Source organism: Selenomonas sp. oral taxon 892 str. F0426 (assembly GCF_000468035.1).
GTDB lineage: Bacteria > Bacillota > Negativicutes > Selenomonadales > Selenomonadaceae > Centipeda.
Window position 1 is genome coordinate 16,622 of the sequence record NZ_KI260537.1, and the last position, 13,104, is coordinate 29,725.

14 protein-coding genes are annotated in these 13,104 nt (G+C 44.6%); 6 read left to right on the forward strand and 8 right to left on the reverse strand.

Translation table 11 applies throughout. From position 1 onward, the window contains the following. The first annotated feature begins 294 nt into the window (after positions 1-294). The 4 genes from HMPREF1992_RS10950 (at position 295) to HMPREF1992_RS05125 (ending at position 5,177) form a co-directional block, all read left to right on the forward strand. The gene (locus HMPREF1992_RS10950; RefSeq protein WP_021684804.1) at positions 295-1,350 is read left to right on the forward strand and encodes an ABC-three component system protein; all 1,056 of its coding nucleotides are present in this window, start codon (positions 295-297) and stop codon (positions 1,348-1,350) included. Next, positions 1,343-1,801 carry an ABC-three component system middle component 2 gene (locus HMPREF1992_RS05115; RefSeq protein WP_021684805.1) on the forward strand — a complete coding sequence of 153 codons (459 nt, stop codon included), beginning with the start codon at positions 1,343-1,345 and terminating at the stop codon, positions 1,799-1,801. Before HMPREF1992_RS10950 ends, HMPREF1992_RS05115 begins: the two co-directional genes overlap by 8 nt. Then, entirely contained in the window at positions 1,794-3,602 is a 1,809-nt protein-coding gene (locus tag HMPREF1992_RS05120; RefSeq protein WP_021684806.1) for an AAA family ATPase, read from the forward strand. The genes HMPREF1992_RS05115 and HMPREF1992_RS05120 overlap by 8 nt, the downstream gene beginning before the upstream one ends. Before the next feature lie 117 nt (positions 3,603-3,719). Then, complete coding sequence (locus tag HMPREF1992_RS05125) at positions 3,720-5,177, forward strand: hypothetical protein (protein WP_021684807.1); 1,458 nt, start codon at positions 3,720-3,722, stop codon at positions 5,175-5,177. Positions 5,178-5,302: 125 nt separating this feature from the next. On the opposite strand, the gene HMPREF1992_RS05130 is transcribed toward HMPREF1992_RS05125, so the two are convergent. After that, the gene (locus HMPREF1992_RS05130) at positions 5,303-6,790 is read right to left on the reverse strand and encodes a hypothetical protein (protein WP_021684808.1); all 1,488 of its coding nucleotides are present in this window, start codon (positions 6,788-6,790) and stop codon (positions 5,303-5,305) included. Between the two features lie 159 nt (positions 6,791-6,949). Then, a complete protein-coding gene (locus HMPREF1992_RS05135; protein ID WP_021684809.1) occupies positions 6,950-7,270 on the reverse strand; it encodes an HTH domain-containing protein in 321 nt (106 codons plus the stop codon). A gap of 397 nt (positions 7,271-7,667) precedes the next feature. Here HMPREF1992_RS05135 and HMPREF1992_RS05140 point away from each other — a divergent pair, with 397 nt between their 5' ends. Further along, positions 7,668-8,375: a ShlB/FhaC/HecB family hemolysin secretion/activation protein gene (locus tag HMPREF1992_RS05140; protein ID WP_231366959.1), complete on the forward strand. Its 708-nt coding sequence runs from the start codon at positions 7,668-7,670 to the stop codon at positions 8,373-8,375. Between the two features lie 214 nt (positions 8,376-8,589). On the opposite strand, the gene HMPREF1992_RS11620 is transcribed toward HMPREF1992_RS05140, so the two are convergent. The 5 genes from HMPREF1992_RS11620 to HMPREF1992_RS05165 all read right to left on the reverse strand — a co-directional run bounded on the left by HMPREF1992_RS11620 (position 8,590) and on the right by HMPREF1992_RS05165 (position 10,780). After that, positions 8,590-8,937 carry an N-6 DNA methylase gene (locus tag HMPREF1992_RS11620; protein ID WP_021684811.1) on the reverse strand — a complete coding sequence of 116 codons (348 nt, stop codon included), beginning with the start codon at positions 8,935-8,937 and terminating at the stop codon, positions 8,590-8,592. Next, positions 8,934-9,125 carry a type I restriction-modification system subunit M N-terminal domain-containing protein gene (locus HMPREF1992_RS12000; protein ID WP_021684812.1) on the reverse strand — a complete coding sequence of 64 codons (192 nt, stop codon included), beginning with the start codon at positions 9,123-9,125 and terminating at the stop codon, positions 8,934-8,936. Before HMPREF1992_RS12000 ends, HMPREF1992_RS11620 begins: the two co-directional genes overlap by 4 nt. Before the next feature lie 54 nt (positions 9,126-9,179). Continuing rightward, on the reverse strand, positions 9,180-9,374 hold the full coding sequence (locus HMPREF1992_RS05155) for a helix-turn-helix domain-containing protein (RefSeq protein ID WP_037358691.1): 195 nt from the start codon (positions 9,372-9,374) through the stop codon (positions 9,180-9,182). A gap of 461 nt (positions 9,375-9,835) precedes the next feature. Then, positions 9,836-10,495, reverse strand: coding sequence for an N-6 DNA methylase (locus HMPREF1992_RS05160; protein WP_021684815.1), 660 nt, complete (start codon positions 10,493-10,495; stop codon positions 9,836-9,838). A gap of 75 nt (positions 10,496-10,570) precedes the next feature. Continuing rightward, positions 10,571-10,780 (reverse strand): helix-turn-helix domain-containing protein, encoded by a 210-nt coding sequence (locus tag HMPREF1992_RS05165; protein WP_021684816.1) that lies wholly within the window; start codon positions 10,778-10,780, stop codon positions 10,571-10,573. Between the two features lie 322 nt (positions 10,781-11,102). On the opposite strand from HMPREF1992_RS05165, the gene HMPREF1992_RS05170 reads away from it, so the two are divergent. After that, a complete protein-coding gene (locus HMPREF1992_RS05170; RefSeq protein WP_006696299.1) occupies positions 11,103-12,008 on the forward strand; it encodes an ORF6N domain-containing protein in 906 nt (301 codons plus the stop codon). A 245-nt stretch (positions 12,009-12,253) separates the two neighbouring features. Here the strand turns inward: HMPREF1992_RS05170 and HMPREF1992_RS05175 are convergent. Further along, a partial coding sequence (locus HMPREF1992_RS05175) for a YifB family Mg chelatase-like AAA ATPase (RefSeq protein WP_021684817.1) occupies positions 12,254-13,104 on the reverse strand: 851 nt, incomplete at its 5' end.

The window sequence follows — 13,104 nt, forward strand, 5'->3', positions numbered from 1 at the left end:
GTGAGGATACGACAAGAAGACGGTGGACATTGGGACGCGAGGTCGAGTGTTTCCATTCGACTCAACTGCCATATGTATCCACCGCTCTGCTAACGCGCGTACTTCACAAAGCGGAATACGTTCTACTTATAAAGAAAAAACCTATGCTCCTTACTAAAGAGAAAATAGCGACTAAATTACATAAATATAATAGGAAGTGCAGACTTCTTCTCCTTCCTTTGTTATAATATGTTTGGATGACGGACTCATCCTTTGCTGAATACAACATACCAAATTCAAAGTGGACGGTAGTGGATGCTGGTGGATCAAAATCATCCACTGCTCTCACGGGGGCGTATACAGTTGACCATCTCTATTTTTTTAAGCATCATGAGAAAATACATAGGGACGGATAGAAGATCCATACCGGATTTCTGTGCCTACTTTTTTGCGCTAGCTATGAAAGACCCTGGCAAAAATGACGAACTTCTCATTGACGAGGAAGATCGTTATTACCCGTTTTATCTGCATCGAGAGAAAAGTTCCGCCTATAAGATGTTCAGCGGCGCACAAAACATCCCCATTTCCGTTGCAACAAAAGTTTATGGAAATTTAGACAAAACCAGTCTTCTAGAGGAAATCACAGGGCTCTCATTTGATACGCGAAAGAATCTTTGTGGTGAACTCCAATCAAATGGTATCGACTGCACCCCGGATAATGTGGATGAGGTCTGCGCTGAAGTTTTGTCCGATTTACTCAAAGAGCGCCTTGGTCTTGAAAAAGATCGCCGTATTCCTCCTTTAGAGCACAGAAACGAAGTGGGCGAACGCATCCCGAACGTACCTCTAACTCCTGTCCCCTATGCCAACGGCGCGGTCTATGTGGATGGAAAACCGATTTTACTCACTCTCATGCCCGTCTCGGACGAAGAAAGAAGTTCCAATGATCTCCCCTATATAGATGCACTCTGCGAGGTATATACCGAAAAACTACAAACCGCGATATCCAAAGACAATCTTGAAGGTCTTCCTGATAAAATGAAACACCATTTAACAAATCAGAGGAAAGCATATTACGGTATCGAAGGCGTACGACGGCAGATTCGCGATGCGTTCGGTGACGCGGAAGATCAAATTGATGCGTTAAAAGACGATGCCTACGAAGGAATTGAAATGGTCTATCATAGTGACCGGTATGTCGGCGGATACGAACGACTGCAGGCCGTACTAGAAAAGATCACCAGTACAACACTTTCAAGGTCTACGTTAATGAATATTCAAGGATTGATCGGCAATCTCGAAAAGAAAGGATTATGCCATATGCTTGTAAACGATAAGCGTATCGCATCATGGGTGACACCTGATGCCTAGACTGTTCAACTCTACCTTTGAAATATCTTTGCGCGTTCTCTTATTGCTCGATGCCGTACGGACAAAGGGTGCTACGATTGACCGTATCGCTGCATATGATTTCATAACGACTTATGGTTCAGAATTTGGTGTTTCGTCAGAGAGTCTGCATGGCAGCAACAGGTACAATTTCAGTGAACTTGCAGAAAAGCGTATGCAGTGTACGGCGGCAATCAAAGATCTCGTATTGGACGGCTTTGTATCCGTCAGCAGAACGCACAGTGGTTTTTTGTATCGCATCACTGACCTTGGTGTGAAATATGCAAACGAGCTATCTTCCGTATATGCGTCGGAATATCTGCACACAGCAAAAAAGACGCATCGGAGGTATAAGAATCAATCCGATACGTCTTTGACGGAATACATCAATGAGAAAGCACTTCATTCGTTAAGGAGGCAGATAGATGCGTAACTTTTACTTTGAAAGCGTCACGGCACGAGGTACAGGGAAGCAAGAGTCGACCATCACCTTCACTCCCGGACTCAATATCATACAAGGACGATCTAACACCGGCAAAACGGCGATTATAAAATGTATTGATTTTGCACTCGGCGGAAAAGACCTCCCACTCGATGAAAGTTTTGGATACGACGAGATTTCCGTTAGAATACAAACGCCAAAAGGCATGATTACAATAGATCGCAGATTTCACGAAAACAAAGTGCAGGTTATTACAAATATAAAAGATTGGCAAACGGGTTCCTATGACATCAAACGCAATGATCGGAAAAAGATACCGTCTCCTATCCTAAGCGATTTACTGCTCACTTCTATCGGAATTGGCGCACCATGTGAAATCATTAAAAATGGCGATTTCGCAAAACAAAAGCTCTCCTTTCGTACCTTTCTGCACATGCTGATGTTTATTAGTCCCGCAATCGGAGAAACACAGTCTGTCATCGAACCGAAAGAGTTCAGTCAAAAGACGTCTTTTCTTTCCGCGCTCCTCTATCTGATCACCGGCGAGAACCTATCCGATCATGAGATACAAACGAAAAGGGAGATCCGTGTCGCCCGCCGAAAAGCAGTCGAAGAATATGTGAATCAACAAATCATCCGAACCGTACAGAAAAGAGATTTGTTGCAGAAACAGCTTAAAACATTTGAAGGTGTGGATGTCCAACAGAAAATAGAGACGCTCCTCGACGATATTTCAAATACCGAGCAGGAGATGCGCGACGCTACCCAAAAGCGTAAGGATCTTCTAATACAGATTGGCATTTTACAGGAACGTGCAGCCGAATCAGAGGTGTTGCGCGGGCGTTATCATGCACTGAAAACGCAATACGTCTCAGACATTCATCGGCTGTCTTTTATTGCGGATGGAGAGATGACGCATGCCGGAATGCCCCATAATACGCTATGTCCTTTTTGCGACAGCAAAATGCCAGAGCGGCACAAAAATTCCTATATAAAATCTGCACAAGCAGAACATTCCCGGATTCTTGCACAGTTGCATGGTCTTGAAGAAACAGAACGAGACGTAACGGCAGAACTGGCACAGATCGCTGCCGCTCTTACAGAGCTTGAAAAAGAAAAATCTGCAATCGATAATCTGATCGCAGAAGAACTCCGTCCCAAAATAGAATCCTTAAAGAACACACTGATACGCTATCGGGAATATATTCAGTTAAACAACGAAATGCATGTCATTTCCGCCTATGCTGATACATGGGAATCTGATCTTCGTAATCTTCCCGATACATCCGAGGCAAGTGTAAAATATCGACCGAAAGAACACTTCGGTGCAGAATTCCAAAAACAAATAGATATCTATTACAAGGAAATCCTCGAAGAATGCGGCTATAACGCTACTACGACGCGCTTTAATCTACCCGATTTTGATATCGAAATTGACGGGCACAAAAAATCCGGTTATCAAGGACAAGGATACTGCTCTTTTATCAATAGCGTTACTGCCCTGGTATTCCGCCGTTATCTCGCATACCATGCAAAGTACGATCCTGGGTTTTTGATCATCGATACCCCACTTCTCGGCTTAGACCAAGGCGTTGAAGATGCGGCTCCTGAAAGTATGCGTGCTGGACTTTTTAAATATTTCATCAACCATCAAAACGAAGGACAGATCATCATACTGGAGAATATAATGCATATACCCGCACTCAATTACTCCGGTGGAGGCGCAAATGTCATTACCTTTACGAAAGGTCTAGAAATGGGGAGGTATGGATTCTTAAATGGAGTAAGCTAAATCAAAAAGGGAATAATTATCTAAAACATCAAAATTAGCGACTTATTTTTTTTAATGTAAATTCGATATTTTATTTAAGAAGCCTTATGATATCTGTCAGCAAAGGAGTGTGACACAATGTCGATGAAGGTTGGACATATGAGAGCTGCTGTCGCTGGCGTGGAAGCTCAACAGCAAGCATCTCCCAATAATAAAAAGACGACAGCCTCACAGCAAACTACTCAGCAGCAAGCATCTCCTGCCTATGCCATCGATTTGAGCACTCGCGCACAGTTGGAGAAGATGGACGGCAGGGAAAGGCTCCAATGGCTGCTAAGTAATTTCAAGCAATTTGACGGGGAAATCACCGTTGAATCGCGAGACGAATTTCTGAAACAATGGCACGCTGCACAAGATATAACCAGAGAAAAGATGCAAAAAGAAAACACGGCTGTGTTTGTGGCGCCTGCTCCACATTCCCTCGAAGAATACTTAACTGGCGATGAAATTCTAGGAATGGATCTCTATACTGAACGTCGCGTCCAAAAAAGGCTTGATTTCTTTACCCCACTCTACACAGAGGCAGATACAAAATTCGAAAAGTACCGTAATGTCGCTACTAAGATACAACGTGGAGGCGAGACAGAATTTCGGAAGTATAATCTTATGTTTGCCGCTATGGCTGCAATCTCCAATAAGGAGTATGCAGATGCCGAACTGAATAAACGTATTTCTCGCGGACACACGACCCGCGAAGAGTATATACGGGCAACATCTTACGCGAGCGAACTGCAAAACCGCGCTGGCGTATTTGTCACAGCAGATCTTGATTCCCCAGGGGTAGCACATGCAAATGGGATACGCTACGAATATAATGGCTCGCTCGCCAACATCGGCGTTAAACAACTCGATTTCATGGCACGCCACCGCGAAGCGGACGATATTTGGGTAAAAGTAGCGCAGGGTACTTATCAAAATCGCGGAGAGATCCTATCTGCGCTAAAAGATGCGGGATTCGATGATACAGCAAATGCTTATCGCGAATTCATGCGCGATCAAGTAGGAACCGATTCCTTAGCGCGTGTCATGGAACTTCCCTTCTCGCATGGCACCGGAGCTCTTTGGTGGTATGCATTAAACGAAAGAGGAAAAGACGATACTTATACGCCACTGCAGCGCTCGATGCGTGGTGATGATGGAACGTCGATCCAGTACACGTCAAGAGAGATCAATGCGGCACTTGCAGAAGGTGTGGATGAAGTTAATTTCATCAAGACGCTTGCCAGTCAGCGCGAACCGGCATACTTATATCAGCTCCCGAACGGTCGCTGGGCGAGAGCGAAGACGAAGCAAGAACTCGCAGGGAAAAATGTGCAGGGAGACGAGGAAACCGAGTCTCGGAAGAAAAACAATCCTCTCGATGCAGAACTCCGCAAGCTGCGTAATCAGCTTGAAACGGTCAAAAAATCCTATATGCCGCCCGACCAAAAAGAGGAGCTGATCACCTCCATTAAGAAACGCATCAATACCATACTCATACAAATGGTTGCAGCACAAAAGGGCGCGAACAAGAAAAATTCATACGAGCAAATTTAGTTGTATTCATCCTCCCTCAGATTAAGCTGATTTTCGCTTTATCTAGGGGGGATTTTTAAATAAAAATAGGATCGTCACACAAATAATGTAACGATCCTATGGTGAGAACACCTAGTGGTTGTGCCTTAATCTTTTAGATTCAGGAATTCCTCAAATTCGCAGAATGTACTCGGGTTTACTTGCAATACGAGTTTATCCTCCGGTTTGGTTGCGTCTGGATTATATGTGAGGAAAAAGAAATACACTTTGTTTACGTCATATGAGTGTATGAATTTCGTTCCAGAAAAGGCTTTATCCCGTCCATAGGACTGCGGCAGAAGAGAACTAATAGTTGCAATTCCGTCCGGTGTTGTAATTACAGGACCGGATACACTCGAGTTAGTTTTGAAATCGTAGAGGCGATTTTCATCCTTTCCAACCAACTTAATTTGTGTAATAAAGCAGGGATAAAGACCATCGACATTCTTTGAAAGACCATCTCTAAAGTCTGCAATAACGGTAAATGCCCCCATAACCCAATGATATCCCTCTACATATCCTGACTGTAACCCCGTGATACCTTTTCGGCCAGTCTTGATATACGTTGGGCAAGGAAGTTTTGAAGCCGGTGTTAAGCAAAGCACATAAGGCTGATTAAGATTGTCTCCACTAAGATACTGAGTATAAATGTAGAATTCACCTTTTGCATCCGTATTTTCCCACAGATAACCAAAAAGTGGGAGAGAAAACCTTAGATTCTTGATCCATCGGTTGACGGGATTTCCATTCTCATCACTTTTATGGTAAATTCCGAAATCAACAATAGTTCCCGTAAGATGTTTGTTCACAAACGCCATCGATAGAACCATTGTTTCCGGCTTTGTGATTTGCACACGGACATAATCTGTATCAAGGAGATTGTCATAAGTGTCGTGTACATATACTTCCTCATGGCGTAAAACAGCCTGACTGGGAGAATCGTTGGGCTCATTTACACTGTATGTCGTTGATGTTTGTAAGGTGAGTGCGACATTTCCTCCGCCGTTATACACAGTATAAAGCACATAATAACTACCGCCGCCTTGTGGGAGACAGGAAAGAATGTCAAAGTCCTCAATCACATTGACACTGTCTGCTACAATGGTTGGCACGCTGTTCCCATCCACCGTGAAAATAACTGTTCCAACAGTTGTGGGAGCCGTGAACCGAATAGCGGATGAAAGCTTGGCTATTCCGGCTGTCTCGACTTTTACAAGAAGTTGCTTTCCTGCCGCAAAATTATTAATCGTATAAACGGTATCGACATTAATAGGAATAGCGGAACTAACATCAATTGGTGTGCTAGCGGTAGTATTTGCATATGTGGACATTACAGACATACGTCGCATAATATTTCCTTTAGCTTTTGCCGCACAAAGACGCAGTTCATCTGCGTTTAGACCTTCATCGAAGAGTACATCTTCTCCAAGAGATTCTTTTGCATTCTTCGATACTGAATCGAGGATATTCTGTGCAGGGGTAACGAGGCTTTCTCCGAGATCCAAGATATTTGCTTCCTGGATCGTTTGGATGCCACCATTCTCCATAAAATCTACACTTTCTGGGCTCAGTTTAGTCTGTACATCTTCAAACATTTTTATCACCTTTCTTGTTGCCTATAGATTTTAATACAACGGTTTCGGGAGATTTCTTGGCGCCTTCTTCCATTGATCTAATATTGAAATGGTACGCCTAGCGGCTCCTTGCTACGGAAACCACAGAAAACACATCCGCATTTCCTCACCTCCGTTCAGTTATATGGCAAAGCGGCGGAGTATTCCGTCTAGCGTTTGGCGATCTTTACCAGATTCCCTGTCTCTTAGACGTTCCAACAATTCGACTTCACCCGGATTGAGATACCGTCGGTCGGAGCGAAATCCATCTTTGATGAAGACGCCACCTTGATGACGTCCTGAGCGGACGTCTATTTCCGGATGATCTAGCGATAATGCGGTGATGTCCTTTTGAATGGTCTGACGAGAAACGCCAAACTCATGAGCAAGGTTCCTCATCGTATCGTACTTTCGCTGATGTAGAACATCCAAGATTGCTGCGCGGCGATCAATCTGTATCATCGCTGATCACCCCCTGCCTTGCTGATTCATATGGTAATGGTTAACTGTAAGCTCCAAGTTGACAGTTAAAAAAGTTTTTTGAAAAAATTTTCCACTATCCCTTACGATCGCATAATGCTATCATTTTTCAGTCGGTATATCTTCATAACAGAACTTATTCCCACCTATACTTAACGATTATGTGCAAAAAATACGTTTTATAATTGTATATTATTACAATACTAGGAATCAGTCTCAAAAATATAGATATATCATGTTTTCAAATCAAACAAAAAAAAGCAACTATCTCTACTTTTAAATAAAGATAGCTACCTTTTTTACATACAGAGAAGAGGGGGCATTCTTTCATTAGAATACTTTCCTCTATAATAGGAAAACCTTGCTGATGAAGCCCCCTATGGATATTCGTTTGCGGAAACGAAACACCCATAGTTTCCTCAACGATACAGAGCTTCCCATTCAGGCAATGCACCAGACCTCGATGGAGATCGGCTATGCAGAGCGACTCTATCTACATCGTGATATGCTCTATTTCCGCCTCCCCCATCGCTTTGGTCTCGGATGGATGGGCGCACAAAAAGAGAAGTCCTACCCGGACGCGCCGAAGACGCTCTATCGGATGTGGCTTCTCGATATGGACTATGTACATCCATTTATGTTCAGTCATCGTCCCGCCACGTTCACGACGTCCTTTCACGGGCAGTGGACGCAGGACAGCATGCGGCTCTATGGCGTGGACATGGTCAGCATGGGCAACCGCTATATGGTACGCGGATTTGACGGGCAGGTCACGCTGATGGGGACAAACGGATGGTATCTGCGCAACGAGTTTGCGACGAAGTTCCCGAAACAAAATGCGGAGCTCTATCTCGGCGCTGACGTCGGCGCGGTCTACGGTTATGGCGCCGATCTCTATAACGGACACACCGTCGCAGGTGCGGCAATCGGTCTGCGCGGAAAACTCTCCGAGGTATCCTACAATGTATTCGCCGCGATGCCAATTAGAAAGTCCGAGTCTTTCACACTGCTGATGTCACGGGAGGCTTCTCTATGGGATGGAAGTTCTAAAAGAAAAAACCACTCTATTAACGATAGCCTATTATAATCGTTAATAGGGTATGCATTTCAGAGAAAATATTATTTTCTATCACAGCGTGGCATATGCCTAAAACATAAAACAAGGGCTTTCCCAATTTAAAATTTCGGGAAAGCCCTTGTGCTCGTATATACACAGCCTGTTTCTATCGTTGTATTGTATCAAAGTCGCTAGGACGATATCGTACAGAGTCCACTTCTTGGTCGGCATCTGATGGATATTGTCAATGCCAATAAGCCGTGCGATGATACGGGGGCACCTCGCTCGGCGTGTAGAACTGCCCCTTGCTCTTGCCAGACTCCTGCGCAAACTTCATCATGAAATACTCATAGGCATCGCCAATGATGTCATCGCCGCTGGCACGATTGTTTTTGAAGTCAATTGCCGAATTCTGGAATACGGCAATCAAGCCAGACACCTTATCGACCAGTTCCTTGCCGGAGCCAAGTTCATCGGGATTGTTGAAGCTGACATCAGGAAGGGAACCCTGGAGTCTGTTGTCCTCAAGGAACTTTTGGATAATCTTATCCACCCGTTCGCCGACATCGCTCTTTCCCTTGGCGGCAATCAAATCCTCAAAGGAAGCCCCTTGCTGATGGTAAACTCAGCGAAAGGCTGCCCCTTGTATCTGTCGGACACATATTTGAAGAACAGCAGTACAAGCACATAGTCCTTATACCTCGCTGGTTCCACGCCTCCCCTCAGTTTATTGCAAGCCTCCCAAAGAAGAGAATATAGTTCAGATTTCTTCACAGCCATAACCCTCTTTAATCTCCATTCTTGTCTTATTCATTGTTGTGAACATACAGTCCGTCATTCCATTGCGCTTTTTCTGCTTGCGACCCACTCATCTAATTTGGAGCATTTGAATTTCCATTGCTTTCCTATCTTGTGAGCAGGGACGCCTTTGTCTTTTCTAATCCAATCTTGGATGCTTCCTTGTTTAACACCGATATATTCTGCGGATTCATCTATGTTTATCCAGTTATCATTTGCGACATCTGCCATCTCTGCACCTCCAACTGAACAATTAACGTAATCCATTTTTTATTATGGCAGATAATAATGCACTCTTCAATAGGTTTTCTGCGTTTTAGGAGGCACTGATAAATTCAGCACCACCGTCTTGGCACATCCTTTTCGCCCTCGCATTGCCGACAGGGCAAAAATCTGCATCAATACGGCAGACTTCATTTTATCAGCGATTCCTTTATTGTCGTTTCATATCGTTTATCGCTATTGCACACCCTCGTAACGATACATCTAACAAATCGTTATGGGATAGGACTTTTCGTTATGCGCGTGTGAAATCCCGAACAGACCACCCTCCCACCCCACTTAGAGAGAAGTGATTTCCGCTATCGACAAACAAAAAATAAGCCTTCTGCACACTCCTCGGAAGCAGAAAGCCAATACTGCTATGCTTTTTGAACCCCCGTAACGAAAACGGGCAGAAATCCTTGTATCAATCACGCAACTGCCTCATCATATATGCGAATCTCGGTTTTTTCCTTTAGATGCTCCGCCACAATCTCCGACATGAGGAGAGAAACCTCATGGGGCGTATAGAACTCACCTGCTTTTTTTCCTGCATTAGCGGCGAACATGCTAATGAGATACTCATAGATAAACCCCAGAACATCGTAGTCCTGCTTGCCATCCATCGGAATTTTATCGATGAGTCCGATGAGTTTTCTGATAGCCTTGGTCTGTTCGCTGGCAGTTGCACCTAATTTGGAAAGACCAGTCTGAAGTGTTTTAAATATGTTGGTGAATAGCTTTTTGTGGGATTTTCCGATCAGACGGTCAAAAGCAGAGAGCGCCTTTCGAACATCAGACACATCGAACTTCGATTTTTTCTCAATCCATGTGGAGAACAAATTGTCATAAGCTATGAAGTACCCCAGCTTCTTTTGGGCATGGTTCACATAGGTCTTCTGCGACTCTTTCAGGCTCTTGATCTTATCCTCCGTCATACCAATCCCTTCAAAGAACAGGACTTCCTTGTCGGACACGTATTTGTAGAAGATAAACCCCAAAATAAAATCCTTATACTCATTGGCTTCAATCTTGGAACGCATTTGATTTGCCGACTCCCAGATAGTCGATGCCAATTCCTGCTTGTTCATAAATTTATTCTCCTCATGTGTTTCTATTCAGCAATACTTATCGTCTTATTTGCTGCTAATCATACGAACCTCTATTTATTCCATCGCACTTTTACCGCTGGCTATCCATTCATCTAATTCTGCTCGTTTGAATTTCCACAGCTTTCCCACACGATACACCGGTAGCCCTGGTTTCTTGCTCTTTATCCAATTTCTAAGTGTTACAGTCTTTATACCAATGTATTCAGCCGCCTCGTCTATGCTTATGTAGTTGTCCTCGGAAGGAATACGCGCCATAACCATCATCTCCGTTACAATTCTATCTTACGGATGTACTTCTAATTTTTTATTATATAATGTATCATCCCTATCAGCAAGGAGTTTCCTGCGATTTCAACCCCTTTTTTGATATTTAATTATATTTTGTGATATAATATTTTAGGCTTGGCAAGAAATCGACAAATTTCTGTATAACTAGTAAAAGTTACCTCAAGAAAATTTGGTTTATTGCCATTCAATAGCAAAATTTGAGATCCCAATTTGACACCTCAAGCCGAGTGGGAGGGTTAGCCTTTTCAGCAGAAAACTTGATATGCCTGATTAGAACCTCAATAGGAGATAAAGCATCATGAAAGAATTTCAGCCTGTGTCCATCTCGCCGACCACGGACACTCCAAATATCAGCCGACTTATTTACACCATACGCAATCAACAGGTAATGCTTGCCAGCGACCTTGCTATGCTCTACCAAGTGGAGACACGAGTCCTGAATCAGGCTGTGAAGCGGAATCAAAAAAGATTTCCCGAAAGATACTGTTTCCAGTTAACCAAAGAGGAAGCGGAAAACTTGACATCACAATTTGTGATGTCAAGTTCCTCACATGGCGGGCGGCGCATTCCTCCTTACGCCTTTACCGAACAGGGCATAGCTATGTTGTCGGCAGTTCTCCGCAGCGATGTTGCCATTGATGTCAGCATCCGTATCATGGATGCTTTCGTAGAGATGCGGCATTTTATCTCGGGCAACGCTCACCTTTTCGAGCGAATAGAGCGTGTGGAGTTAAAGCAGCTCACCTATCAAAAAGAAGCCGATGAAAAATTCGAGCAGATATTTGATTTCATACACACTCATACAGAGTCCAGCCAAAAGATATTCTTCAACGGACAAATTTACGATGCCTTCAGCTTGTTGGCGAACTTGATTCAAAAGGCTGCCAAGAACATCATTCTCATTGACGGCTATGTGGATATAGGGACGCTCAATCTACTAGCAAAAAAGCAAGCCAATGTTGCCGTGGAAATCCACACATTTAGCAATACGAGATTGACGGCAGCAGATGTTGCGACCTTCAACCGTCAATATCCAACGCTTACCATCAATCACACCAATGCCTTTCACGATCGTTTCCTTATTCTTGACCACCAAGAGGCATATCACATCGGCGCATCGCTCAAAGATGCCGGAAAGAAATGTTTTGCCATCACACTTTTGCAAGATGAGGCTCTCCTACAGGAACTTCTGGCACATTTGTGAAAAGACATTCACAGCATGGTGAGGTGGCTATGCAGCAAAAACCGTGAAGAAAATCATAAGATAAACCGAACGGCGTGCAGCTAAAAGCTACGCGCCGTTTTTGAGTGTGAATTCTATGGATAAATTGTTGCCCATAAACTATTCTATAATTTTCCCAAGAAATAAAAATCTGTGGAGAAACTTCTATGTACTTCGTCCCTACAGTTTTCTTTAGCCCCCACCAATTCGTATAATTCGGTGTAATATTACGCCACCTCTCGTTCATCATTACATTGTATCGTTATCGACGTTACTTCGTTCATCGCAGCTATGAGAATGATACTAGAGGGAAACGTCAATGTTGCGTTCGCACGCGATACCGTAATCTGGCGATCCTCAATCGGCTCACGCAGCACCTCAAGCGTCTTCTTGCTGAACTCCGGAAGCTCGTCGAGAAAGAGCACGCCGTGATGCGCAAGTGTCACCTCGCCTGGACGCGGGATGCTCCCGCCGCCGATCATCGCCACCGTCGAGGATGTATGATGCGGACTGCGGAAGGGGCGCGTCGTCACAAGCCCTGTATCCTTTCCGAGCAGCCCCGAGATGCTGTAAATCTTCGTGATCTCGATGGCTTCTTCCTTCGTCAGCTCCGGCAGGATCGAACTCATCCGACGCGCCAGCATCGTCTTGCCCGAACCGGGCACACCGACCATCAGGACATTGTGCCCTCCTGCCGCTGCAATCTCAAGCGCACGCTTCGCCTGATACTGTCCCTGCACGTCCGCAAAGTCATCGGTGAAGGCGGTATCTCTTTTATGTTCTGTTGCTTGTGGCACGGCGGGAGTCAGCACCTCTGTACCAGTCAGATGACGCACAAGCTGCGCCAGATTCTCGACCGCATAGACCTTCAGCCCGTCAATCAGGAGTGCCTCGTCTGCATTCGACGGTGCAACGTAAAACTCCGTCAACCCATGTTCACGCGCAGTAATCGCCATCGGGAGAATGCCACTGATCGGACGGCAGTTCCCGTCAAGGGAGAGTTCCGCAGAGAAGAGTGCGCTCTGCACCGCCGCCTCCGGAACAATGCCGTAGGATGCAAGAAGTCCGACGGCAATCG

Bases quoted from the DNA above. Each gene is read 5' to 3' on its own strand.
- HMPREF1992_RS05125 (WP_021684807.1), top strand. From the start codon at position 3,720: ATGTCGATGAAGGTTGGACATATGAGAGCTGCTGTCGCTGGCGTGGAA.
- HMPREF1992_RS05165 (WP_021684816.1), bottom strand. From the start codon at position 10,780: ATGATGGTTATGGCGCGTATTCCTTCCGAGGACAACTACATAAGCATA.
- HMPREF1992_RS05170 (WP_006696299.1), top strand. From the start codon at position 11,103: ATGAAAGAATTTCAGCCTGTGTCCATCTCGCCGACCACGGACACTCCA.
- HMPREF1992_RS05155 (WP_037358691.1), bottom strand. From the start codon at position 9,374: ATGGCAGATGTCGCAAATGATAACTGGATAAACATAGATGAATCCGCA.
- HMPREF1992_RS12000 (WP_021684812.1), bottom strand. From the start codon at position 9,125: ATGGCTGTGAAGAAATCTGAACTATATTCTCTTCTTTGGGAGGCTTGC.
- HMPREF1992_RS05135 (WP_021684809.1), bottom strand. From the start codon at position 7,270: ATGATACAGATTGATCGCCGCGCAGCAATCTTGGATGTTCTACATCAG.
- HMPREF1992_RS05115 (WP_021684805.1), top strand. From the start codon at position 1,343: ATGCCTAGACTGTTCAACTCTACCTTTGAAATATCTTTGCGCGTTCTC.
- HMPREF1992_RS05160 (WP_021684815.1), bottom strand. From the start codon at position 10,495: ATGAACAAGCAGGAATTGGCATCGACTATCTGGGAGTCGGCAAATCAA.
- HMPREF1992_RS05120 (WP_021684806.1), top strand. From the start codon at position 1,794: ATGCGTAACTTTTACTTTGAAAGCGTCACGGCACGAGGTACAGGGAAG.
- HMPREF1992_RS05140 (WP_231366959.1), top strand. From the start codon at position 7,668: ATGGATATTCGTTTGCGGAAACGAAACACCCATAGTTTCCTCAACGAT.
- HMPREF1992_RS10950 (WP_021684804.1), top strand. From the start codon at position 295: ATGCTGGTGGATCAAAATCATCCACTGCTCTCACGGGGGCGTATACAG.
- HMPREF1992_RS05130 (WP_021684808.1), bottom strand. From the start codon at position 6,790: ATGTTTGAAGATGTACAGACTAAACTGAGCCCAGAAAGTGTAGATTTT.